Annotated in this window: 20 protein-coding genes and 1 tRNA gene; 10 read left to right on the top strand and 11 right to left on the bottom strand. The window is 69.1% G+C overall.

The annotated features are described in order from the left end of the window. Positions 1-18: 18 nt before the first annotated feature. Genes JT689_RS10095 through JT689_RS10105 form a run of 3 tightly spaced genes read right to left on the bottom strand, consistent with a single transcriptional unit; the run spans position 19 to position 4759 of the window. On the bottom strand, positions 19-2274 hold the full coding sequence (locus tag JT689_RS10095) for a DEAD/DEAH box helicase (RefSeq protein WP_205251124.1): 2256 nt from the start codon (positions 2272-2274) through the stop codon (positions 19-21). Between the two features lie 50 nt (positions 2275-2324). Continuing rightward, positions 2325-3497 (bottom strand): CBS domain-containing protein, encoded by a 1173-nt coding sequence (locus tag JT689_RS10100; protein ID WP_136361555.1) that lies wholly within the window; start codon positions 3495-3497, stop codon positions 2325-2327. A 56-nt stretch (positions 3498-3553) separates the two neighbouring features. Continuing rightward, positions 3554-4759, bottom strand: coding sequence for an iron-containing alcohol dehydrogenase family protein (locus JT689_RS10105; RefSeq protein ID WP_205251125.1), 1206 nt, complete (start codon positions 4757-4759; stop codon positions 3554-3556). Positions 4760-4870: 111 nt separating this feature from the next. Here JT689_RS10105 and JT689_RS10110 point away from each other — a divergent pair, with 111 nt between their 5' ends. Continuing rightward, positions 4871-5254, top strand: coding sequence for a cupin domain-containing protein (locus tag JT689_RS10110; protein ID WP_205251911.1), 384 nt, complete (start codon positions 4871-4873; stop codon positions 5252-5254). A gap of 6 nt (positions 5255-5260) precedes the next feature. Here JT689_RS10110 and JT689_RS10115 read toward each other — a convergent pair whose 3' ends face one another. Further along, positions 5261-5746 (bottom strand): phosphotransferase, encoded by a 486-nt coding sequence (locus tag JT689_RS10115; RefSeq protein ID WP_229373365.1) that lies wholly within the window; start codon positions 5744-5746, stop codon positions 5261-5263. Between the two features lie 74 nt (positions 5747-5820). On the opposite strand from JT689_RS10115, the gene JT689_RS10120 reads away from it, so the two are divergent. Both JT689_RS10120 and JT689_RS10125 read left to right on the top strand, forming a co-directional pair. Next, positions 5821-7875 carry a DEAD/DEAH box helicase gene (locus JT689_RS10120; protein ID WP_012289450.1) on the top strand — a complete coding sequence of 685 codons (2055 nt, stop codon included), beginning with the start codon at positions 5821-5823 and terminating at the stop codon, positions 7873-7875. A gap of 50 nt (positions 7876-7925) precedes the next feature. Then, positions 7926-7998, top strand: a tRNA-Pro gene (locus JT689_RS10125). A 385-nt stretch (positions 7999-8383) separates the two neighbouring features. On the opposite strand, the gene JT689_RS10130 is transcribed toward JT689_RS10125, so the two are convergent. Beyond that, a complete protein-coding gene (locus JT689_RS10130; protein ID WP_229373366.1) occupies positions 8384-10258 on the bottom strand; it encodes an ABC transporter permease subunit in 1875 nt (624 codons plus the stop codon). 422 nt (positions 10259-10680) lie between these two features. After that, positions 10681-10974, bottom strand: a complete 294-nt coding sequence (locus JT689_RS10135) for a hypothetical protein (RefSeq protein ID WP_205251126.1) — start codon at positions 10972-10974, stop codon at positions 10681-10683. A gap of 109 nt (positions 10975-11083) precedes the next feature. Here JT689_RS10135 and JT689_RS10140 point away from each other — a divergent pair, with 109 nt between their 5' ends. Further along, positions 11084-11455: a hypothetical protein gene (locus JT689_RS10140; RefSeq protein ID WP_229373367.1), complete on the top strand. Its 372-nt coding sequence runs from the start codon at positions 11084-11086 to the stop codon at positions 11453-11455. Here JT689_RS10140 and JT689_RS10145 read toward each other — a convergent pair. Continuing rightward, positions 11452-13119 carry a histidine kinase N-terminal 7TM domain-containing protein gene (locus tag JT689_RS10145; RefSeq protein ID WP_205251127.1) on the bottom strand — a complete coding sequence of 556 codons (1668 nt, stop codon included), beginning with the start codon at positions 13117-13119 and terminating at the stop codon, positions 11452-11454. The two genes, JT689_RS10140 and JT689_RS10145, sit on opposite strands and share 4 nt — an antisense overlap. A 159-nt stretch (positions 13120-13278) precedes the next feature. Between JT689_RS10145 and JT689_RS10150 the strand changes: the two genes are divergently transcribed. The 3 genes from JT689_RS10150 to JT689_RS10160 all read left to right on the top strand — a co-directional run bounded on the left by JT689_RS10150 (position 13279) and on the right by JT689_RS10160 (position 17121). Further along, positions 13279-15918 (top strand): ATP-binding protein, encoded by a 2640-nt coding sequence (locus tag JT689_RS10150; protein WP_205251128.1) that lies wholly within the window; start codon positions 13279-13281, stop codon positions 15916-15918. A 70-nt stretch (positions 15919-15988) separates the two neighbouring features. Then, positions 15989-16327: a hypothetical protein gene (locus JT689_RS10155; protein WP_205251129.1), complete on the top strand. Its 339-nt coding sequence runs from the start codon at positions 15989-15991 to the stop codon at positions 16325-16327. Then, complete coding sequence (locus JT689_RS10160) at positions 16324-17121, top strand: hypothetical protein (RefSeq protein ID WP_205251130.1); 798 nt, start codon at positions 16324-16326, stop codon at positions 17119-17121. Before JT689_RS10155 ends, JT689_RS10160 begins: the two co-directional genes overlap by 4 nt. Here JT689_RS10160 and JT689_RS10165 read toward each other — a convergent pair. Further along, the gene (locus tag JT689_RS10165) at positions 17118-17981 is read right to left on the bottom strand and encodes a transcription initiation factor IIB family protein (RefSeq protein WP_205251131.1); all 864 of its coding nucleotides are present in this window, start codon (positions 17979-17981) and stop codon (positions 17118-17120) included. The genes JT689_RS10160 and JT689_RS10165 overlap by 4 nt on opposite strands. A gap of 171 nt (positions 17982-18152) precedes the next feature. Between JT689_RS10165 and JT689_RS10170 the strand changes: the two genes are divergently transcribed. Continuing rightward, the gene (locus JT689_RS10170) at positions 18153-18683 is read left to right on the top strand and encodes a hypothetical protein (protein WP_205251132.1); all 531 of its coding nucleotides are present in this window, start codon (positions 18153-18155) and stop codon (positions 18681-18683) included. On the opposite strand, the gene JT689_RS10175 is transcribed toward JT689_RS10170, so the two are convergent. Genes JT689_RS10175 through JT689_RS10185 form a run of 3 tightly spaced genes read right to left on the bottom strand, consistent with a single transcriptional unit; the run spans position 18654 to position 20136 of the window. Next, positions 18654-19403, bottom strand: a complete 750-nt coding sequence (locus tag JT689_RS10175) for an AAA family ATPase (RefSeq protein ID WP_012289457.1) — start codon at positions 19401-19403, stop codon at positions 18654-18656. The two genes, JT689_RS10170 and JT689_RS10175, sit on opposite strands and share 30 nt — an antisense overlap. Positions 19404-19445: 42 nt before the next feature. Further along, positions 19446-19874, bottom strand: coding sequence for an HIT family protein (locus JT689_RS10180; RefSeq protein ID WP_205251133.1), 429 nt, complete (start codon positions 19872-19874; stop codon positions 19446-19448). Positions 19875-19917: 43 nt separating this feature from the next. Further along, positions 19918-20136, bottom strand: coding sequence for a hypothetical protein (locus JT689_RS10185; RefSeq protein WP_010903623.1), 219 nt, complete (start codon positions 20134-20136; stop codon positions 19918-19920). Positions 20137-20216: 80 nt separating this feature from the next. Between JT689_RS10185 and JT689_RS10190 the strand changes: the two genes are divergently transcribed. Together JT689_RS10190 and ileS are read left to right on the top strand one after the other, a co-directional pair. Beyond that, positions 20217-20447, top strand: coding sequence for a hypothetical protein (locus JT689_RS10190; protein ID WP_010903624.1), 231 nt, complete (start codon positions 20217-20219; stop codon positions 20445-20447). A gap of 52 nt (positions 20448-20499) precedes the next feature. Beyond that, positions 20500-23712: an isoleucine--tRNA ligase gene (gene ileS / locus JT689_RS10195; protein WP_205251134.1), complete on the top strand. Its 3213-nt coding sequence runs from the start codon at positions 20500-20502 to the stop codon at positions 23710-23712. Positions 23713-23718 lie beyond the last annotated feature (6 nt).

The following is a 23718-nucleotide window of genomic DNA, read 5'->3' on the forward strand; positions in this document are numbered from 1 at the left end:
TGGAGGTCGCGGCGAGGGTTAGCGGCGGTTGAACAGCCTGGCGTCGGCGTGGTCGGCGAGCGTGTCGTAGAGGTCGGCGTATACGTCTGCGCAGCTCGCTGCGGGGCTGCGGTGGCTGGCCGGGTCGGTGAGCGTCGCCCAGTCGCCGACCAGCGAGAGGTGGCGGCGGGCGCGTGTGAGCGCGACGTTCAGCCGGCGTGGTCCCGCCGCTGGGTGTTCGAGGAAGCCCGCGTCGTGGGCGTCGTTGCTGCGCGCGAACGAGACGACGACGGCGTCGCGTTCGCCACCCTGGAAGGAGTCGACGGTGTCGACGGTGAGCGCCGGGCGGTCGAGCCCCCGGTCGGCGAGCACGCCCCGGATCGCCGAGACGTGGTCGCTGTACGCGGCGATGACGCCCAGATCGCCGGGCTCGACGCCGGCACGGCGGATCGTGTCGACGCGGTCGGCGACGACCGACGCTTCGGCGGCGTTCCGGACGCTCGCGCCGCGTTCGTCGCGGCGTTCCTGGCCGGCCACGTCGACGACGGCGACCGGCGGAAGGCCGTCGACGGCGCGGTCGGCGGCCACCGCCGCGGTTTCGAGGCGGCCGCCGTAGAACGCCTCGTTGGGGAAGCCCGCGATGGCGTCGTGCATCCGGTACTGGCGCGCGAGCAGAACGGCAACGTCGTCACCGTAGCGGTCGATCAGCGTCTCGAACAGCGACGGCCGCATCTCGCCCGCCCCGCCCTCCCGGACGCCGTACGGCGGGAGTTGGCGGTGGTCGCCGGCGAGCACCAGCGTGCCGGCGGCGTTCACGGCGATGGCGGTGGCGGCCCGGGAGGCCTGTGTGGCCTCGTCGACGACCGCGAGGTCGAAGGCGTTCTGGTCGAAGGTGGCGGCGCCGTTCGTCGTCGCGGCAACGACGTCCGCGGCGTCGACCCCGCGCTGGCGGTAGTGGTCGTCGACGACGCGGTTCCGGGAGTGGCGGCCGTGGCGTGCGATGTCCACCGTGGGGTCGTCGCCGAGCACGCCGTGCAGGGAGCCGTCGTCGGCGGCGTCGAGCGTGCTGTCGCCGACGAGGAGGGTGTCGACGGCCTGGTTGGAGTGGGCGGTCACGAGCACGCGCTCGCCGCGGGCGACCGACTCGGCGACGACCGCGGCCAGCGTCCGCGTTTTCCCGGTGCCCGGTGGGCCGTGGATGCAGGCCACGTCGTCGGCGGCGACCGCCCACGCGAGCGCGCGCTGCTGGTGGTCGTCGAGCGCGAGGTCGGCGCGCCGGCGGTTCGGCGGTCGCGAGAACGACAGGGGGCGCTGGCCGGTGAGCAGCCGGCGCTTCGCGGGCGTCTCCCAGACCGCGTCGATGGCGTCCAGGCGGCGGGTGTACGGCACGGGGTTGAGGAGGCCACGCAGCCAGAACGGGTCGGCGTCCGCGAGCGTCGCGGCGACGCCCTCGGGGTCGGTGACGCGCTCCCAGGTCGGCTGGAGGGTCACCAGCGAGCCGTCGACGCTCGCGACGCGCGCGGGGAACGGGAGGGCGTCGTGGAACGCGTCCACGAGCACGCGGTTGTCCGGGTAGAGGTCAAAGGCGGCGACGAGGTCGATGTCCGCCGGTGCGCCGTCGTCGGGGGCGTACTGGACGCGGACGTCCGCCGGCCGGTCGGAGTGGGCGGTCGTCGACACGAGCACGAACGGCCCGTCGACGGCGTGCTCGTCGACGAGTCGGCCGAGATCGGCGTCGGCGTGCGCGTCGCGGGTTTGGTCGCGTTCGGCGGCCCGTTCACCCCGGACCGTGTCCCGGAGGGTGTCGAAGAACGCCCGGCGGTCGCGGCCGGCGAGCGGGTCCGTTGGGGGAACGCCGTCGGGCACGGTGGCGGCTGCAAGCGGGCCGTCCGGGTCGGTGTCGCCGCCGGGAGCGCGCGCCGGGTGCCAGAACCGCACCCGGTGGGCGATGGCCGTGGCGACCACGTCGTCGAGGGGGACGCGGCTGTGCGCGCCGCTGATGCCGAAGCCCTCGTCGAAGTAGCCGACGGCGTCGCTGTCCGGGTCCCAGACGACGTACTCGTCGGTCGGCTCGGGTGTGTCCGGGGCGTGCAGCGGCACAACCGTCCCGCGGCCGTCCTCGGCGGGCACGTCGACCACGTCGGCGGCCTGCGTCAGGCACGCGCGGAGGTCGTCGTGTTCGAGGCCGAGGTAGCGGCTGCGCGCGCGCAGGTCGCCGGTGGCGTACCGGTCGGCGCCGTGCAGCGACCACGCCTCGTAGAGGGGCGTGACATCGGGGGCGTCACCGTCGGGCATCGTGGACGAGCCGATAGCGCGAGCACGGCGAAGAACGTACCGGTCGACAGTCAGGGGCGGCTGGGGAGATCGAGTGACTCCCGGGAGACCGCCGCCCCGGTGGATTGGATGATGCCGAAGGCGTCCATGAGGTCGCTGCGGGTGATGAGCCCCACCATCTCGCCGTCGGCGTCGACGACGAGCAGGCGCCCGACGCTGTGTTCCTGGAGGGCGTCGAGGGCGTCGGTGGCGTCGGCGGAGCCGGGGATGGTGTAGACGTCGTCGCTCATCACGTCCGCGACGCGCATCGCGTCGCGCTCGACGGCGCGCACGGACCGGGCGTCGTCGAGGGTCACCATTCCGACGGCGGTGGCGTCCCGGAACACCGGGTAGCCGGTGTGGCGGTGTTCGAGCATGCTGTCCATGAGGTCGGCGACGGAGGCCGTGGCAGCGACCGTGTGCACGTCGCTTGCGGGCGTCATCACGTCGGCGACCGTCACACCCTCGAAGGCGGCGTTCATGGCCGTGCGCTGGGCTTCCCCGGCGGCACCGATGTAGATGAAAAACGCCACCCCGATGAGGATGACGTTGAACGAGAGCAGGCCGGCGATCCCCAGCACGAACGCGAACAGCTTCCCGACTTCGGCGGCGATCTTGGTGGCGCGGGCGAACGTCCGGGTGCGGGCCAGCAGCGCGCGCAACACGCGGCCGCCGTCCATCGGGAACCCCGGGAGCAGGTTGAACGCGGCGAGCGCGAGGTTCATCAGCGCGAGGTAGCCGAACACGAACCGCACGGTGTCGAGCGACGACGGGAGCACGACAAGCATTCCGTAGGCGACGGCCGCGAGCGCGACGCTGACGGCGGGACCGGCGAGCGCGATGCAGAGCTCCTGGTCCCACTCCTCGGGCTGGTCGGTGAGGCTGGCGACGCCGCCGAGCACCCACAGCGTGATGGCGTCGATGGTGAAGTCGTACCGCATCGCGACGACGGAGTGGCCGAGTTCGTGGAGCACGACGCCGACGAACAGCCCGACTGCGGCGGCGGCACCGAGCACCCACCGGACGGAGCCGGCGGTCAGCGCTGTGGCGTCCAGGCCGGCGGCGAACGGCGCGCCGTTCAGCGTCGAGACCCACACCTCCAGTTGGGTGCCGATCAGGTAGGCGAACACCGGGAGCACGAGCAGGAACGTGACGTCGAGCTTGATCGGGATGCCGAACACACGCCCGATGCGGAACCCTCGCATAGTGGAGCGTACCGGAGGGTGCGTGTTAAGTCCACGGCCACCCGGGTCGAAACCGGCTACCAGGCGGCGTCGAGGATTTCAGTGGCGTCGGCGCGCGTGAGCGGGACGCCGTCCGGCGCGTTGTCCACGAACGGGTCGGCGATAGCAGCGGCGGCGACCGCCTGAAGCTCGCTGCGGGCCGGGCCGTCGGTGTCGCGGAGGCGGGCCGGCAGCCCGAGGGCGTCGCGCACCGCCGTGACGGCGTCGATGACGGCGGACGCGGGGTCGGGATCGTCGCCGACGTCCAGGGCGGCGGCGAGCCGGTCGCGGCGGCCGTCGGTGCTGTCGAAGAGGTGCGCGAGCACGTGGGGTGTGACGACGGCGTGGGCGACGCCCTGTTGGATGGGGCTGGCGCGGGACAGCGCGTGGCCGAAGGCGTGGGTCAGCGAGAGCGTGGTGGCGTCGGGCCGCGAGATGCCGTACTCCACCAGCAACAACCCCCGCAGGATGGGGGCCATCGTCTCCGGCGTGGGATCAGCGGTCCCGAGCGCTCGGAGGCCGGCGGCGAGCGTGCCGACGCCGTGGCTCGCAGTGGCGTCGGTGATCGGCGTGGCGGTGGCGGCGTAGAGCGTCTCGATGCCCTTGTTGAGGCCGTTCATCGCCGACCCCGCGAGCACGGATCTGGGTGTGGTTGCGGCGAGCACGGGATCGGCGACGACGCTGGCGGGCATCAGGCGGCGGTCGTCGGCGACGGCGCTGTGGGTGTCGTCCACGACCCCGGCGTCGGGGTGGGCGGCGATGCCCGCGCCCTGTGAGATGTCGGCACCGGCGAGCGTCGTGGGGACGACAACGATCGGTGGCAGCGCGCCGTCGGGGATCGGGACCGTCGCGGTGTCCCGGACGGTCCGGGCGACCGCCGCGCGCGACTGCGTGGTGCCCGTGAGGGCGGCGGCGACAGTGGCCACGTCGATGCTGCTCCCGCCGCCGACAGCGACGATCGCGTCGGCGTCCGTGGCGGCGACCCGCTCGGCGGCGTCGAACGCGGTTGTGAGGCGTTTCTCGCCGGTGGTCTCCGCGAACACGCCGGCCAGCCGGTCACCGAGCCCGTCACGCACGGGGTCCATGACGGCTGGGGTGGTGCCGACCGTGGAGCCGGTGACGACGAGCGCGGTGTCGGCGTCGTGGGCGTCGAGGCTGGCGTCGAGGTCGCGCACGCTGTCGGGACCGAACCGGAGCGCGGGCGACTCGTAGTCGAAGCGAAACGCCGCAGGGGACTGTGGCATGGACGCGGATAGCCCGGCCACGTCCCTATGTCTGTGCGCTCCGGCACCGCCGGCCGCGACTCCACGGGGATGGCCGAGCCAGTTATGTGGCGGGTGGGCGTGGTGGTGGCCATGGGACAACAGCCGACGCCGCTGGTTCGGCGCGCCAGCGAGATCGACTACGCGGACGTGAGCGCCGGCGATGGCACCAGGAAGGGCGTGCTGATCGACGGCGAGGACGGCGCGCCGCATTTCGCGATGCGCCGGTTCGAACTCGACCCGGGGGCACACGTGCCCGAGCACACGAACGCGGTCGAACACGAGCAGTACGTCCTCGCCGGCGAGTACACCGTCGGCATCGAGGGCGACACCCACGAGGTCAGCGCCGGCGACAGCCTCCTGATTCCGGCCGGTGCCGTCCACTGGTACGAGAACGACGGCGACGAGCCGGGGGCGTTCATCTGCGTGGTGCCGAACGGCGACGACGACATCCAGTTGGTCGCGGACGAAGCGTAGCGGGCCTCAGGCCTCGAACTCGCCGTCGACGATGCTCGCCGTGACCGCCGCCGTGTAGTCCAGCAGCGGCTCCCAGTCGGTGGGCTCGCCGGCCGCGACCCGGCGGGCGTGGCTGTCCTCCCAGACGGCGGCGAGCCCGAGCGCGGCGTGTGCCCGGTAGAACCGGCCGTGGTCGAAGGCGAGCCCAGTCCGTGCCTCGTAGCGCTCGACCAACTCGCGACGGCTGGGGCTGCCCGGCCGGTTCGCGTACCGGTAGAAGCCGTGCTCGGCCGCCGCCGCCACTTCCGCAACGGCGTCCGGGTGGTCGTCACCGTAGCGCGCTCGGATGGCGTCGAGGCCCGGCGTTGGGTCGCCGTCGTCCCGCCAGTAGAACAGGAGATACCCGAGCTCCGTCCGGGGCTCGCCGAGCGCCGCGGTCTCCCAGTCGAGGACGCCCGTGATCTCGGGCGGCGTGCCGTCGGCGAAACAGACGTTCCCGGTACCGTGAGACACTGCCAGCGCGCGCTGGCGGTGGCATCGGGAAGCCAAGCGAACGGCTGAAATACCGGCGTCCTGTATGTGTGGTCGTGTCTGAGCAGGTCCAGCGCGTGGACACGTTGTTCCTCCACGAGACGGGCGACGACTACCTCGCGGTGGCCAACCGCGACGGCGACCGGCTGTTCCGCGCGAAACTAGAGGTCGCGGAGAAAAGCGCCGGGCCCCGTCCGGCCCGGTTTCGGCGGAAGACCGACGGCGGCGAGGAGCCACGCAACCCCGAGGAGTTCGTGGAGATCGCGCGCCGCGCCGGCCGCATCCGCATCAGCCAGCAGACGACGGCCGCGGGCCGCGAGGAGGTCCAGGCCATGCTGGACGCCTACCAGCTCGCCGCGAAGGTGGTGCGGACGTGTCGGTACTGCGCGGGCCGCGGGCGGTACTCCCCGCTCACCGCGGAGACCGCCATCGAGGCCGACGGCGAGTTCATCTGCCGGGACTGCGCGGTCGAGGAGCTGGAGCGCGAGCTCTCCTTTTCGGGGGCGGTGTCGGGGGCCGCACAGGACCGCCTCGAAGAGCTGCTGTTCGCCGAGCAGGACCTCGAAAAGGTCACCGGGCTGCTGGGTGGCGAGCTCGACCCCGACCTGACGAAATACGACGAAGTGTCGGCGACCACCGACGACGTCGACCCCGTGGCCGTCTCGGAGTTGGACCTGCATCCGGACGTCCAGGGGCTCTTCGAGGACCGCTTCGAGGAACTGCTGCCCGTCCAGAGTCTCGCCGTCGAGAACGGGCTCGTCGAGGGCGACGACCAGATGGTGGTGTCGGCGACGGCGACCGGGAAGACGCTGGTCGGCGAGATCGCGGGCCTCCACCGGCTGCAGTCCGGCAACGGCAAGCTGCTGTTTCTCGTCCCGCTGGTGGCGCTGGCCAACCAGAAACACGAGGACTTCCAGGACGAATACGGCCACCTCGCGAACGTCACCATCCGCGTGGGGTCCTCGCGGATCCGGGACGACGGCCACGCCTTCGACCCCGCCGCGGACATCATCGTCGGCACCTACGAGGGCATCGACCACGCGCTGCGGACGGGCCGCGACCTGGGCGACATCGGCACGGTCGTCATCGACGAGGTGCACACGCTCAAAGAGGACGACCGCGGCCACCGCCTCGACGGCCTCATCTCGCGGCTGAAATACTACTGCGAGCAGCGCCGCGAGGAGCGCGCGGGCTACGACGGCGCCCAGTGGGTGTATCTCTCCGCGACCGTCGGCAACCCCGGCGAGCTGGCGGGGAAGCTGCGCGCGAACCTCGTGGAGTTCGAGGAGCGCCCCGTGCCCATCGAGCGCCACGTCACGTTCGCCGACGGCGCCGAGAAGCCCGACATCGAGAACACGCTCGTCCGCCGGGAGTTCGACCAGGAGTCCTCGATGGGGTACCGCGGGCAGACCATCATCTTCACCAACTCGCGGCGGCGCTGCAACGAGATCTCGCGCAAACTCGACTACCCCTCGCGGCCGTACCACGCCGGCCTCGACTACGGCGAACGCAAATCCGTCGAGCGACAGTTCGGCGACCAGGACCTCGCGGCCGTCGTGACGACGGCGGCGCTCGCGGCGGGCGTCGACTTCCCCGCCAACCAGGTCATCTTCGACACGCTGGCGATGGGCATCGAATGGCTCTCCGTCCAGGAGTTCGAGCAGATGCTCGGCCGCGCCGGCCGTCCCGACTACCACGACCGCGGGAAGGTGTACGTGCTCGTCGAACCCGACGCGTCGTATCACTCCTCGATGGAGGGCACCGAGGAGGAAATCGCGTTCACGCTCCTGAAAGGCGACATGGAGAACGTGGTCACGCATTACGACGAGGACGCCGCCGTCGAGGAGACGCTGGCGAACGTCACCGTCGGCGGCACGGCCGCCAAACGCCTCAACGACCGCATGGTCGGGGACATCCCCACGAAACACGCCCTGGGGAAGCTACTGGAGTACGAGTTCATCGACGGCCTGGAGCCGACGGACCGCGGGCGCGCGGTCACCACGCACTTCCTGGATCCGGACAGCGCGTTCCGCATCCTCGACGGCGTGCGCAAGGGCCACGCGCCCGGCCGCATCATCGCGACCCTGGAACTCCGCGAGGACGACCAGTAGGGGCGATCGAACGAAACGCTTACCACCACCACCACAGTAGGTGGTGATACGGGACTGTAGGGTAGCTTGGTATCCTTCGGGCCTTGGGTGCCCGTGACCCCGATTCAAATTCGGGCGGTCCCACTTCTCGGATAGCCGGCTTCCAGCATACGCTAACAGGGAGCGATGCATCCAGGTCGAAAGGCTCCCGGCGACGCTACTAAATATACCCCGGGACAGTTCTCGACCGCGTGGGCTTGAAACCGAAATCGACCAGCGCGCCGGTCGGCCCGAGCGTGACCCGAACTATAGCCCTCTAGTTATGTCGTTGAGAAAGTCTCTACAATCGAGTTGGCCAGTTCACTGATCGGCAACCGGCTATAGATCCGTCGACCGAACGCCGTGGCGTAGCTGGCGTGAAAGTTCGGCTTCGGGTCGAAAGGGCCGAGGTGGATGCGACGCTGGCAGGCGTCGGCGAGTTCAGCGACATCGAGGATGCGTTTGCCGAGTTGGCTGACGCCCGGGCGGACTACTCGATGTTTCGACGGCGGTGGAGCGCGACAGCGACCGCAAAGGGGACGAGTGCCCAGAGGAGGACTGCGATCAGGGCAACGAACGGGTGGAGGTACCAGACGGGTACATCAGCGCCGTACTGGAGTCGTACGACAATCAGATTGGAGAACACGTTCGGCTGTAAGTCACCGAGAACGCTGGTCGCGGGGCCTGCGGAGTTGGGAACGCCGATGATCGCGTTCGTCACGACGAACGGGAGCCGGAGCGGTGGGAGCCAGCGAGCGACCAAGTAGAGTGGATTGGTCGGCGGAGAAAACCCAGAGACAGCCGTGCCGGAGAGCGCCCCGTAGAGCGTGTTCGAGATCTGGAACCACGTGATGTGAACGAAGGCGTAGGCGAGGATCACGAATCCAGCGGCCGTTTGGCTCCGGAAGATCGTCGACAGCGAGACGCCGATTGCAGCGATTACAACGAGGAACAACAGTGTGTACGCAAGGAAGACGGCGAGCGTATCGAGGGGAACGACGCCATAGCGTGGAACCGCAGCGAAGCAGGTGAACGCGGCTGCGAGAACCAATGGAACAGCAAATGCGGCTGCACGGCCGAGCGTGAAGCCAACGAGCGTTTCTGTGCGTGAGATCGCGGTTCCGGCAGTGGAGCGAATCGTACCCGTGTCCCGCTCGCGAATCACAGCCCGGAACGTCCCGAAGAGCACGCCGAATCCGCCAATGAGATACAGCGGGGTCTGGAGGGCCGCAAGCGGGACTCGCGAGCCGAGTGCGTCCTGAACGTGCGTGGGTTGTGGGAGGCTGAGGAAGGCACCGACAAACACGAGGCCGCCGACGAGCCAGACAATCGGGCTGCGAGCGAGCCGGCGAAATTCACGGCGGGCAAGCGGCTGCCACGATCCGGGCAGTGAATCAGCGGCACGGCTCCATTCTGGGAGCCGGTTGAACTGTCGGCCACCGGCCTGGGGAAGAAATGAAGCTGCGTCGATGAGTCGGCGGAATGGTCCGGCGCGGCTACGCGGGGCGAGGTCGCCGCGCTGGAATATCGTGATACCGCCCGCGAGCGCAAGCGCCGGCCACGCTAGCAGGAACCCCAACGCCCACCACCAAGAAACCGGGGGCGGTGTTGGCGCAAACACCGCTGATTGGCGTAGCGCATCGGCAACCCCAGTGACGGCAACATCGGGACCGATGGGGACGCCGAACAGCCAGTTTGTGAGGACGACAAACGCATGGGTGGGTGAGAGCCAACGAGCGACCTCGAACGCCTCGGGGTGTGCGAGCTCGCGTCCGGGAACAAAACCAGTCGTGAACTGCCACAAGGTCGGGAGCGTGAGGCCCTTCCAGAGCACGAAGCCGAGGGTTACGGTGGTCCCGAGGATGGCTGCGCGGGTCGTCGATGACGTGACAGCCGAGAGACCGATAGTTAGTCCGGTCCACGCGAACACGTACACTGTCGAAAGCGCGAGAAATGCGAGGAACAACAGCGGAGAGAACTGTCCGTACCGAAGTATGTCGTGGCCGACAACGAGGACGGTGGCCGTGAGGATCGGAACGAGGAGTGCGGTGCCGCGTCCAAGGACCATTCCCAGGATGAGACGAGGTCGGGTGGTTCTGGTGCTGAGGAGGATGCGGGCGGTGCCGGACTCGCGTTCGCCGATAATCGATCGGAAGCCGAGGGCGGCAGCAGCAAACGGAACGGTAAATGTGGTTGCAGACTGGGCGTTAACGAGTGAGATCGCGTTGCCGATGATTCGAGCGGCCTCCGGATCTGGACGGGTTGCGATTCGACTCAAGACGAGGAACGCCAGGGCAGCAAGCCACGGGGACTTTCTACGAAGATGCTGCCGACATTGCGTTCGTGCGATTGTGGTGGTGGGCACGTTTCTGGAGTTGTGTTGTATATGGGTATCTTGTTGGTGGCTAGTGGATTGCGGGAGTACTGTTACAGAAACCGCACTCTGGTAGTGCTACCGGCCTGTGGAGGGCACACGTAACTATTGGACCGTGCATCACAATAATAGTTCATCATTTTGGCAACTGGATGAAATAGGCAGAATATCTAGTGTAGGCCAAAGGAAGCACTGAAGATGTTGATCGGAATTTGGATCAGAGAGATCTGCGCGCCGAACCTGCGGCGCTCAACTGACAGTATCGATGCCGGAAATATACCCAGAAACGTGTTCAGGTATGAGCTGCAGTCCGTTTGTGATTGTTAGCGTGTCCAGCGTCTCACGTTTCGCGACCGGGGTTGATGGTGGTCTGGACGTGTTCTTCTTCTAACGGACGAGTGTCGCGGGCGCGGCTACGACACGTCGCCGACCGCGTCGTAGACGCCGGCGAGTTCGGTGGCGGTGACCTGCGTGGTGAACTCGTCGTCCTCCGGCACGGCGTCGTCGGCGACGACAGTGATGGCTTCGATGGGGTCCCGGCGGAGGAACGCGAGCAGCCGCTGGATACGGGTCGGGGTGCCGCCCTTCCGGCAGACGAGGATGTAGCGGTCGGCGGCCAGTGATTCGAGCGCCGGCTCCAGGTCGGCGTCGGCGTGTTCCTCCGGCGGCAGGGCGTGAATGACACTCGCGGTCAGTGTCTCGGGCACACCGTCGTGTGTGGGTGCCGGGGGGTTGAGTGTTGCGCGTCGGGGACGTGGCAAGATAGCACACGGCCAACAAGGCCATATACATACGTGGGCCGAAGGTAGGGTGCATATGGCCCGGGCGCCGTCCGACGAGCGCGCAACATCCCCAGCCACTGGTGTGGCGGTGATGTTCGTGCTTGCGGTGCTGATCGCCGCCGCGGTCGGCGTCGGTGCGTTCACGAACAACGAGGAGGTGACCGCAACGGTGCAGGTCGCGGCGACGGACGGCGGGGCGACCGTGCTGTGGACCGATCAGGGCACGGCCAACTACATCGAGGTGACGACGGGCAACGCCCTGGGGAACACGACCATCACCGAGGTCGGCGGGACGGCGGAACTCCCGAAGGACGTGGGGCGAACGGGGGAGACAACGCTCGTCGTGCGCGCGGTGAACAACGAGAGCGACCGCGTCATCGAAGAGCAGGACGTCGAGTTGCGCTAGGGGTCGGTGAGCGCGATGGGCGCGGGATCGGTCGTGATTTCGAGGCGCACGCCGTCCTCGTAGTCGGGATCGACGCTGACCGTCCAGCCGTGGACGCGGGCCAGCGTCTGGACGTTCGGCAGATGCATCCCGGCTTCGGTCGTGGGCACGGCGTCGCCGTAGTCGAAGAACCGCGTGGTGTCAGTGACCGACGGCGTGGCGCCGTTGTCCGCGATGGAGAAGCCGTCGTCGTGGATGGCGACGGTGACGGCGGTGGCGTTGTTGTCGGTGGTGAACGCGAACGCGGATTCGAAGAGGTCTTCGAGGCGCACGCGGTCGGCGGAGACCGTCGTGTCCCCGGTGACGGTGAGCTCGCAGTCGCCGGTGTCGGTGGTCTGCCAGCCGGCGCGGGCGGCCGCCGCCACGTCGACGGTGGTGGTGTCCCGGAGGGTCCGGCCGTGGCGGGCGAGCGTGGACAGGTCGTTGACGCGGTCGGCCATGCGGTCGACGGCGTCGGAGACGCGGGCCAGTGATTGCTGGGCGTCGGTGACGTTCTCGGATTCCAGCGCGCTGGCGGCCTGCGCGGTGTAGCCGGACGCGACCTGGATGGCGTTGCGGAGCTCGTGGTTGACGCCGGCGGCGAACCCTTCGAGTTGGGCGTTGTGGCGTTCGACCTCGCGGCGGTGGCGTTCGGTTTCGGTGACCTCCGTGAAGACGATGACGCGGCCGAGGTTGCTGGCACCCAGCGAGAACGTGGATTCGGCGACGAGGTAGTATTCGGTGTCGTCGCTGTGGCGCAACGCGAGCACGTCGTCGTCGCCGTCGACGTGCTCGGCGATCGCTGGCGCGGCGGTGGACAGCGGGACGCCGGTGGCGTCCCGGAGAGTGGGGAAGCGCGACCGGGCGGTGTCGTTGACCGCGCGCACGCGGTCGTCCTCGTCGAGCAACGCGACCGGCTCGGCGATGTCACCGGTGAGTTGCACCGCCAGGAACCGGTCTTCGTGGATGAACAGGACGCCGACGGCGAACACGGCGACGCCGAGCGGCGAGTGGATCAGGTCGACGAGCGTCGAGCTGGCGAAGCTGTAGACGTCTAAGATCGCCGGCAGCGCCATCACGGCGACGAGTCCCGCCAGCGGCCGGGTGCCGTAGTCGGCTTCGCGGAACAGCTCGAACAGCATGAACATGCCGATGGCGGCCAGCGCGTACGACAGGCCCGTGACCGCCCAATGGAAGATGCCGTGCTCGACGACGACGGCGGGGAAGCTGGCGGGCTGGTAGGTGGCGCGGTAGTAGAGGTGATGGAAGGGGTTGGTGAGTTTCACCGCGACGACCGAGAGGTACGCGAGGATGCTGCCGCGGACGACCCAGGTGTCCCGGTGGAGGACGCGGCCGGTGTACGCCGAGCAGAAGTAGAGCCACGCCCACACGGTCGAGAACCCCAGGATGAGGCCCGCGAGGTACGCGACGTTGGCGATCAGCTGTGATGGTGCCAGCAGCGTCACGACGTGCGTGACCGACCAGCCGCTGGCGGTTGCCAGCAGCGCGATCAGTCCGTGGCGTGTCTCGCGGTCTTCGATGCGGGTTGCCTGCAGGATGCTGGCGGCTGTCAGGACGGCCCCCAGAACGAACAGTCCCGCGTACAGCGAGTCAATCAGCGTGAGCCCGAGAACAGTCTCGGGCACTACGCACCCTCCCTCATGCAGACTCAATACAGTCCTGAAGACTCCTAAGCGTTGGCTTCTCGGACAGCAGCGTGTGTGTGATGGCGACGGCGGGCCGGCCTGTGTGGCGGTGGTTTGCGAAGGTTCTTACGCCAGCGAGCAGTATTCTGGAAGGACAGAATGGCCCAGGCCGCCAACCAGGAGCTCGTTGACCAGTTCGAGGAGTTCTACCGGCGATACTACAGCGACGAGATCGGGAACCTCGCACGCCAGTATCCCCGCGAATCGAAGTCCCTCGAGTTGCACTGGCGGGATCTCTACCAGATGGATCCGGACCTGGCCGACGATTACATCAGCCATCCCGACCAGCTCCAGGAAGCCGCCGAGGAGGCGTTGCGGGTGTACGATCTGCCCGTCGACGTGAGCCTCGGGCAGGCACACGTTCGCGTGCACGGGCTGGCCGAGCACACGGACATCCGGGCGATCCGCGCCGAACACCTCAACACGATGGTTTCGATCCAGGGGATGGTGCGGAAGGCCACCGACGTGATGCCGAAGATCCAGCGTGCGGTGTTCGTCTGCCAGCGCTGTGGCACCGACACGGAGGTGCCACAGGGGGATGCGGGGTTCCAGGAGCCGTATCAGTGTGAGTCCTGCGAGCGCCAGGGACCGTTCAAGCTCGACCCGGATCGGTCGGAGTTCGTGGACTCCCAGAAGCTGCGCATCCAGGAGTCACCCGAGGGGTTGGGCGGCGGGGAGACGCCACAGAGCATCGACGTCCACGTCGAGGACGACGCCACCGGCAACGTCACGCCGGGCGATCACGTCACCGTCACCGGCGTCCTCCGGCTCGATCAAAGCGAGGAGGCCACCGACTCGCCGGTGTTCGAACATTACATGGAAGGGTCGTCGGTCGTCATCGAGGACGCCGAGTTCGACGAGTTGAACATCTCCGAGGCGGACAAAGAGGAGATCGTCGCGCTCTCGGACCACGAGGAGATCCACGAGGAGATGGTGGATTCGATGGCGCCGGCGATCTACGGCCACCGCGAGGCCAAGCTCGCGATGATGCTGCAGTTGTTCTCGGGCGTCACCAAACACCTCCCCGATAAGTCCCGCATTCGGGGCGACCTCCACATGCTGCTCATCGGTGACCCGGGAACCGGGAAGTGCGTGCGGGGCGACACCACGGTGGCGCTCGCCGACGGCAGCGAGCGCGAGATCCGGGACCTCGTCGAAGCGAACCTCAACGACCCGCGGCCCGTCGATGACGGCGTCTGGGACGATGTGGACGTGGCCGTCCCGTCGCTTGCAGCCGACGGCAGGCTCGTGCAGCGCCGCGCGACGAAGGTCTGGAAGCGCGAAGCCCCCGAGACGATGTACCGCGTGCGGACGGCGGCCGGTCACCGGCTCACCGTCACGCCGAGCCACCCGCTGTTCGTCGCCGGGTCGCACGGCCCGGACGCGGTCCGAACCGAGGATCTGGAGGTCGGACAGCTCGTCGGGGTCGCCCCGGACGGCGACGGCTCCGGGCAGGTCGCACCCGACGGGGGCGTCATCCGGGACGCACAACCAGCGCCGGTGGGGGACGCCGAAACCGTCGCGTGGAGCGCCATCGAATCGATTACCGAAGTCGAACCCGACGAGGAGTGGGTGTACGACCTCGAAGTCGAGGGGACCCACAGTTACCTCACCGACGGCGTGGTCTCGCACAACTCCCAGATGATCTCCTACGTGCAGAACATCGCGCCCCGGTCGGTGTACACCTCCGGGAAGGGGTCGAGTGCGGCGGGGTTGACCGCCGCGGCCGTTCGCGACGACTTCGGTGACGGCCAGCAGTGGAGCTTGGAGGCGGGCGCGCTGGTGCTTGCGGACAACGGCGTGGCGGCCGTCGACGAGTTGGACAAGATGGCCGACGACGACCGGTCGGCGATGCACGAGGCGCTCGAACAGCAGAAGATCTCCGTCTCGAAGGCGGGCATCAACGCGACGCTGAAGGCGCGGTGTTCGCTGTTGGGCGCGGCGAACCCGAAGTACGGGCGGTTCGACCAGTACGAGCCGATCGGCGAGCAGATCGACCTGGAGCCGGCGTTGATCTCGCGGTTCGACCTGATTTTCACCGTGACCGATCAGCCCGACCCCGAGGAGGACGCGGCGCTGGCGGATCACATCCTGCAGACCAACTACGCCGGGGAGTTGAACACGCAAAACGAGGAACTCGCGAACGCGAACTACTCGGAGGCGGAGATCGAGAGCCAGACCGAGGACGTTGCGCCGGCGATCGAGCCGGGGTTGTTGCGGAAGTACATCGCGTACGCTCGGCGGACGTGTTTCCCGACGATGACCCCGGACGCGCGCCAGGCCATCGAGGAGTTCTACGTGGATCTGCGGTCGAAGGGCGCGGACGAGGACGCGCCGGTGCCGGTGACCGCGCGCCAGCTGGAGGCGATCGTGCGGTTGGCGGAGGCGTCGGCGCGGCTCCGGTTGTCGGATTCCGTGGAGAAAAGCGACGCCGACCGCGTGATCGGGATCGTGCAGTCGTGTCTCCAGGACATCGGCGTGGACCCCGAAACAGGCGAGTTCGACGCCGACGTGGTCGAGACCGGGCAGTCGAAGACCCAGCGGGATCGTGTGAAGAACATCAAGGCACTGATCGGGGAGATCGAAGAGGAGTTCGACGACGGCGCGCCGGTCGAGGAGGTCCTCGATCGTGCCGAGGAGATCGGGATGGACGCCGGGAAGGCCGAACACGAGATCGAGAAGCTCAAGGAACGCGGGGAGCTCTATCAGCCGAACACGGACCACTTGCGCTCGATCTAGCCGACGGCCGGGCCCGGGGGTTGTTCGAACCGGAACGCCTTTTTTTGGGGCGCGTTGGAATGTCAACGTAATGTTGTTAGCAGTGGCGTATTCGCGGGCGGCTCGCCGGCAGTTGTGGAACACCTGTGACGCCCATCCGGGGTGTGTCGTGGACCGGTTCGGGCGGGCTGTGCTGTTCCGGGAGACGGAGTTCAGCGCGTTGCAGGTGTTGCGGCTGCGGGCGCGACACGGCGGCCACGTGGCCGTCAAGCAGACGGCACCGTTCAACGAGTTCAAGGAGGTGCCCGAGCGGATCAGGACCGCTGCGGAGGCGTACGAGGGCCGGGCGTCGCGGAGCACACCGTATCGGAAGTTCGCGTCGGGGACCGAGCATCCGGATCCCGAGGGGTTGCGTGGCGTGCCGCTATGAGGGTGGCGTTCGGCGAGCGCGTGCGGCGCGGGCGCGCCGTCGACCTCCGGAACGAGGGCGTGCCCGCGTCGGCGGTGGTGGCGGCGATCACCGACCCGGATGACGGCCGTGTGCGCGGACAGCGGCCGGCCGCGGTCCACGAGCACGTGGGCGTGCTGTGCGAGGGGACGACGCTGCGGGTGGGGGTGGCACTGGCGGCGGCGGCGCGGAGTCGGGGCGCGCGGACGGCACACGACGACGAGCTGGCGGCGGTGACAAGACAGCTCGCGGGGTTGTCGACACCGGACGTGGATCTGGCGGCGGCGCGGGAACGGGTCGCGGCGGCTGAGGTGGCGGTCGGTCACATGCGCGAGCGTGCGGCACGGGTCCAAGGGCGGACCCAGCCGGGGGATGGGGAGCCGGTGGTGGCCGTGACCAGGGCGCTGACGGCGGTGGAGACGGAGTGGCACGCCGCCAAAGAGCGGTTGCGGCGGGCGCAGGCCGCGTGGGGGGACGCCCGCCGCCGGCTCACCCTCGAAGACCGGCGGGCGAACCTGGAGCAGGCCGCCCGGGACGCGTTGGTGGCGCGCTGGAGTGACCGGTTTCGGCGGGCAATGGACGCGCTGGCGGTGCCGGCGAGCGTCCCGCCGTCACAGCCCCCACGGCGGTTCAGCGGGCCGCCGTGGGCTGGCGCGGCCGCGATCGCCAGGCTGGCCGCGCCGGGCGCACCCCTGGTTGTGAGCGCGGCGGTGTGCGCGGACGCGCTGGCGGCGAGTGCGGCGCTGGATGCGCCGGTCGTGGTGGTGGCTGATTAGGCGTCAGTGAGGTTCTGGTAGGTCGCGCGCAGCGTCACCGGCGTGACGTCGGCGACGGCCGCGGCGGCCGACTGCGTGACGGCGTGGTCGGTGTCGGTTGCGGCGGTGTAGAGGCAGCCGGCGGCGACGCCGCTGGGGTTTCGGCCGGCGACCAGGCCGTCGGTTTCGAGTGCGGCGACGAGTTCGCGGGCCTGGCGCTCGATGCGGGCCGGCAGGGAGAGGGCGTCGGCGTATCGTGGGAGGTATTCGCGGGGGTCGATGGGGCCGGTCGGCAGCCCGAGATCACGGTTCATGGCGTCGTAGGCGGTGGTGAGCTCGGGGCGGGTGGCGCGGGCGGCGGCGGCGATTTCGTCGAGGGTGCGGGTGACCCCGTTGGTCCGACAGGTGGCGTAGACGCCGGCGGCCGCGAACCCCTCGATGGTGCGGCCGTGGAGCAGGCCCGCCGTTTGGGCGGACGCGAACAGCGTGCAGGCCTGGTCGCGGAGCCCGGTGCCGATGCCGAACGTGCCGATGAGGCGGCGGATCTCCGTGAACCCGTAGATCCGGTTGTAGTCGGCTTTCGAGGGGATCGTGGCGCGCTTGTGTTGACGGCGGAGCCGTGCGAACTTGCGGCGTTTGCGGCCCGTGAGCCGTGCGCTGTAGCCGATCTCGGTCGAGAGGCCGCGGTCGTGGCGGGAGCGGGTGAGCGGCGCGCCGGTACGCTCGGGTGCGTGATCGGGGTCGTCGGAGAACGTCCGCCACTCGGGCCCGTGGTCGATGGGCGCGTCCGTGACGACGAGCCCGCAGTCGGCACAGACGTGTTCGGTGTCGGTTTCGCGGATGGTGCCGTCGCATTCAGGGCAGCGGTGTGGGTGCTGCATTGCGTGTGTGCGTAGGGGCCAGAGGAGTGTGTAAGCACCGGCGAGCGAGCGTCGAGACGGGGCGAGGCGGACGCGAACGGGTGGATAGTCGATACGTTCGCTGGGGTCGGCGGGGACTGTGGCGGCAGCGAGTGCGTACATTTAGGTTCGAGAGGGGTGCCATCGCGGCGCATGGGATTGGCGGAGATCGCCGACGGCATCACGACGACAACCACACAGCAGCGGGAACGCGGGGTGGCGAGCGTGGACCACACGCGGGCACCGCTGGCCGACCGATTGGGGACGTACGCCGACCGGCTGCCGTGTACGGCGGCGCAGGCGGCGGCCGTCGCCAAGCAACACGCCAGTGGCGCCGGCGAGCAGGCAGTGAGCGACACCGTCGGCGTCCCGCCGACGACGGTGGCGAAATGCCTGCATCTGCTTGGCTTCGACGACGTGATGCCGCTATCGGAGCGACAGCGCGAGCCGGTGGCGGCGTGGCTCAAGGGGCAGCGAACGCGGGTCGATGCGGTGGCGGCGGCCGACGGAACCGAACGCGAATGCATGCTGGCCGCGTACATCATGACCCACGACAGCCTGCCCGGCGCTGCGGACGTGGTGGTGAGCGCACTGTCCCCCCAGCAGGACGCGATGGTGGCAAAACGGGACGCGCTGGCGGCGACGCTGCCGGGATCAGGTGAGGCGGGCGTGGACGGCGTCTAGGACCGACCCGGTGGAAAGCGACGCGGCGACCGCGGTGTCGAAGACGGCGTCGGCGAGGGCGGCAACCGCGGCGGTGAACGCGCCGGTGCCCGAAAGCGGGACTGGTGTGTCGGGGACGCCGGTGGTGGCGTGAGTCGGCACCGCGTGTGTGGCCGCCCGCGGTGTGTCGGCGGCGCGGTTGGCGACGACGTGGGTGCAGTCAGTGCCGATGTCGGCGAGCCGACCGCGGGCACGCTGGAGGGTGTCGACGCCGCGGTCACCGGGCGGAACGACCGCGACGACGGCGTCGGTGGCCGTGACGGCGGCGACCGCCTGGTTGGCGGCGATCGGCGGGGTGTCGACGAGCACGTAGTCGTGTGCGTCCGCGAGCGTGTCGACGACGCTGCCGAGGCGGGCGGCCGCCGCGGGTGTTTTCGCGGCGGCGATGCGCTCGAAGGCGGCGAACGCGGGGTAGGCCGTGAGGGCGGCGTCGGCGTCCGGAGCGATGGCGTACCGGGCGGCCGCCGGGGCCGCGTCTGTGGTGATGACGCGCGTGATGTCGGTCGTGATGCGGCCGGGAACGTGCTGTGCGAGGCCTTGGGTGGCGAACGCGGCGTCGAGAACCGCGACGTTTGCGCCAGTGCGTGCGAGGACAGCCCCCGTGGCGACGGCGAGCCGGGTGGCACCTGCGCCGCCGGCGGTTGCGGTCAGTGCGGCCGTCCTGGCTGGTGAGTCGGACACGGCCGGGACTGCCGCGCCATCGCATAAGAATGTCAGCGGGGGTCAGGCCAGGCGGTCGGTGATGTCCGCGGCGGTGGCGTCGAGGTCCGCGTCGGAGACGTCCGGACGGGTGCCCGCGGCGACGTGCAGCGGGCCGCCGTCGTCGTCGGCGAACCGCGGGATGATGTGGCCGTGGACGTGGGGAACCTCCTGGCCGGCGGCCGTGCCGTTGTTGAACCCGATCGTCGTGGCGTCGGCATCGACCGCGGCTTCGACCGTGGGCGCGAGCGCGTGCAGCGTCTCGAACACCGCGGTGGCGTCGTCGCCGGGCGTGTCCGCGAGCGTGGCGGCGTGGGTTTTCGGGATGACGAGCGTGTGGCCGGGCGCCATCGGCGTGGCGTCGAGGAACGCCAGCGTGTCGGCGTCCTCGTGGACGACGCGGGCGGGGATCTCGCCGGCGATGATCTGGCAGAAAACGCAGTCGTCGGACATGGCTGGTCGGACGCGCGGCACCCTCTTAAGGGTACGCGAGGTGTTACTCGATCAGCGGCAGCAGGATGCCGAACAGGAACGGGCAGACGACGATGCCGAGCACGCCGAGGATCTCCAGGTCGAACAGCATGGACGCCTCCCAGCCGGAAACCACGCCGGAGCCGAGGACCGTGCCCGCCGCCCCGACGCAGATCATCGCCGCGCTCGCCGCCGTCCCGTACTTCGCGAGGTCCGGGTAGTCGATGTTCGCTGTGTTACTCATACCGGGGGTGGGGCGTGGCCGGTCGTAAGTCTTCCGTGTCGAACGGAAGGCATACAACGCGCAACTTCCTCACGGCGTGTATGATTGAATCCGTGCCGGAGCTGTTCGACCTCGTGACCGCACCGCTGTTGACGCTCGCGGGCACGACGCTGGTCGGTGGGGGGCTGTTCGCGGAGCTACAGAGCGCCACGGCGCTGGCCGGCGACGGCGGCAGCATGGTGTTCGGGCTGTGGCTCGCCGTGATGGGCGCAGTGGGCGTCATCGGCGGGGCGAAGGTCGTGCGCGACGCCGTCACCGGGCAGCTGTCGTAACCGGGACTGTACAACCGATTGTTCTTTGAGGTGCGAGCGGGACGGTACCCGTATGAGTGGATTCGGTGACGTGCCCGACCAGTACGATCCCGCGGGCGTCGAGGAGCGGGTGTTCTCGTACTGGGAGGCCGTCGACGCGTACGAGCAGACGGTGGATCATCGCGCCGACGCGGAGACGTTCTTCTTCGTTGACGGCCCGCCGTACACCAGCGGCGCGGCGCACATGGGCACCACCTGGAACAAGACGCTGAAGGACGCCTACATCCGCTACCACCGGATGCAGGGCTACGACGTGACCGATCGGCCGGGCTACGACATGCACGGCCTCCCGATCGAGACGAAAGTCGAGGAACAGCTGGGCTTCGAGTCGAAAAAGGACATCCAGGAGTTCGGCGAGGAGGCGTTCATCGAGGAGTGCAAGCGGTTCGCCGACGACAACCTCGACGGGCTGCAGTCGGACTTCCAGAGTTTCGGCGTCTGGATGGACTGGGACAACCCCTACAAGACCGTCGACCCGTCGTACATGGAGGCGGCGTGGTGGGCGTTCAGCGAGGTCCACGACAACGGCCTCGTCGAGCGCGGACAGCGCTCGATCAGCCAGTGCCCGCGCTGTGAGACCGCCATCGCGAACAACGAAGTGGAGTACGAGGACGTCACCGACCCCTCGATCTACGTCAGGTTCGACCTCGACGACCGCGAGGGCAGCCTGGTGGTGTGGACGACGACGCCGTGGACGATCCCCGCGAACCAGTTCGTCGCCGTCGACGAGGACGGCGACTACCAGCAGGTGCGTGCGACGACGCCGGACGGCGAGACGGACGTCCTCTACGTCGCGTCGGAGTGCGTCGAGGACGTGCTGTCGGCGGGCGGCTACAGTGACCACGAGGTCGTGGCCGACCACTCGGGCAGCGACCTGATCGGGTGGTCGTACACGCCGCCGCTGGCGGACGCGGTGCCGGCGAACCCGACCGACGCCGACGGCACCCACGAGGTCTACCACGGCGACTGGGTGGAGGCCGACCGCACCGGCTTAGTGCATTCCGCGCCCGGCCACGGCGAGGAGGACTTCGAGCGCGGGGCGGAACTGGACCTGCCGGTGTTCTGTCCGGTCGGCGAGGACGGCGTCTACACCGACGCGGGAGGCAAGTACGCGGGGGCGTTCGTGCGGGACGCCAACGACGACATCATCGCGGACCTCGAAGCGCGGGACGCGATGCTCGCCAGTCAGACCGTCGAGCACAGCTACGGCCACTGCTGGCGGTGTGACACCGGCATCATCCAGATCGTCACCGACCAGTGGTTCATCACGATCACGGACGTCAAAGACGAGTTGCTGGCGAACATGGACACCTCCGAGTGGCACCCCGAGTGGGCGCGCGACAACCGATTCCGGGATTTCGTGGAGAACGCCCCGGACTGGAACGTCAGCCGGCAGCGCTACTGGGGGATTCCGGTCCCCATCTGGACGCCCGAGGACTGGAGCGGCGACGCCGAGGACGTGCTCGTGGTCGGCACCCGCGAGGAGCTCGCGGCGCTCGCCGACCAGGACGTCGACCCCGCGTCCGTGGACCTCCACAAGCCGACCGTCGACGACATCACGATCACCGAGGATGGCACCGAGTACACGCGCGTGCCGGACGTCTTCGACGTGTGGCTTGACTCCTCGGTGGCGTCCTGGGGTACCCTGAACTACCCCGAGCAGGAGGACGACTTCGACGAGCTGTGGCCGGCCGACCTCATCATGGAAGCCCACGATCAGACCCGCGGGTGGTTCTGGAGCCAACTGGGCATGGGGACCGCCGCGCTCGGCGACGTGCCCTACGAGGAGGTGTTGATGCACGGCTACGCGAACATGCCCGACGGCCGCGGCATGTCCAAATCGAAGGGCATCACGATCGAACCGAACGAGGTCATCGACGAGTACGGCGCGGACCCCATGCGGATGTTCCTGCTGTCGGTGACCCCGCAGGGCGACGACATGAGCTTCTCGTGGGACGAGACCGAGAACATGCAGCGGGACCTCAACATCCTCTGGAACGTGTTCCGGTTCCCCCGCCCGTACATGGCGCTCGACGACTTCGACGCCAACGTGCCGGCTGCGTTCGGCGGCGACGACGCCGGTGTCGGGATCGCCGACGCCGACCTGGAGACCGTCGACGAGTGGCTGCTGTCCCGGCTCCAGCACGTGAAAGCCGACGCCACCGCCCACTGGGAGGACTTCGAGCAACACCGCGCGCTGGACGCCGTCCTGGAGTTCGTCGTCGAAGACCTCTCACGGTATTACGTCCAGGTGGTGCGCGAACGCATGTGGGAGGACGACGCGTCGGCGTCGAAGACCGCGGCGTACGCCACCATGCAGCGCGTCCTGCTCGAAGTCGTGGCGCTGCTCGCGCCGTACGCGCCGTTCGTCACCGAGGAGCTGTACAGCCACCTCACCGGCGATCGGGGCTACGATACGGTGCATATGGCCGACTGGCCGACCGTCGAGGAGTCGCTGCGCGCGCCGGCCCTGGAGGCCGACGTGGCAGTGCTGCGCGCCGCCGAGGAGGCGGGCAGTCACGCCCGCCAGCAGGCCGGCCGGAAGCTGCGCTGGCCGGTCACGCGCGTCGTCGTGGACGCCGCCGAGGACAGCGTCGTGGACGCGCTCGACGCCCACGGCGACCTGCTCGCGGACCGCCTCAACACGCGCGCGATCGAGGTCGTCGAACCCGGGGCGACCTGGGACGAGCTGGCGTACAGCGCCCGCGCGGACATGAGCGAGCTCGGGCCGGCGTTCGGCGACGACGCCGGCGCGGTGATGAACGCGCTCAACGACGCCCACGTCACCGACAGGGACATCGACGCGCTCGCCGAGCAGGTCGCCGCCGACCTCGGGAGGGACGACATCGAGTTGACCACGGAGATGGTCGAGTTCGTCGAAGAAACGCCCGAGCACGTCGCCGGCGCGGCGTTCGAGACGGAGACGGCGGCGGGAACGGTCTACGTCGACACCGAGTTGAACGAGGACGTCGAGAGCGAGGGGTACGCTCGGGAGGTCGTGCGCCGCGTCCAGGAGATGCGCAAGGAGATGGACCTGGCGATGGACGCCGAGATCCGCCTGGACGTGCTCGTGTTCGACGAGCGCGTGGGCGAGCTGGTCGCGCGCCACGAGCCCCTCATCACAGCGGAGACGCGCGCCCGGGAGCTCGGGGAGGTCGAGGACGGCCACCGCGAGGAGTGGGACGTGGAAGGAACCACGATGATCCTGGAAGTCGAGGCGGTGTAGGCGGCC

Origin of the sequence: Halobacterium sp. GSL-19 (assembly GCF_016917855.1) — an archaeon.
Taxonomy (GTDB): domain Archaea; phylum Halobacteriota; class Halobacteria; order Halobacteriales; family Halobacteriaceae; genus Halobacterium; species Halobacterium salinarum.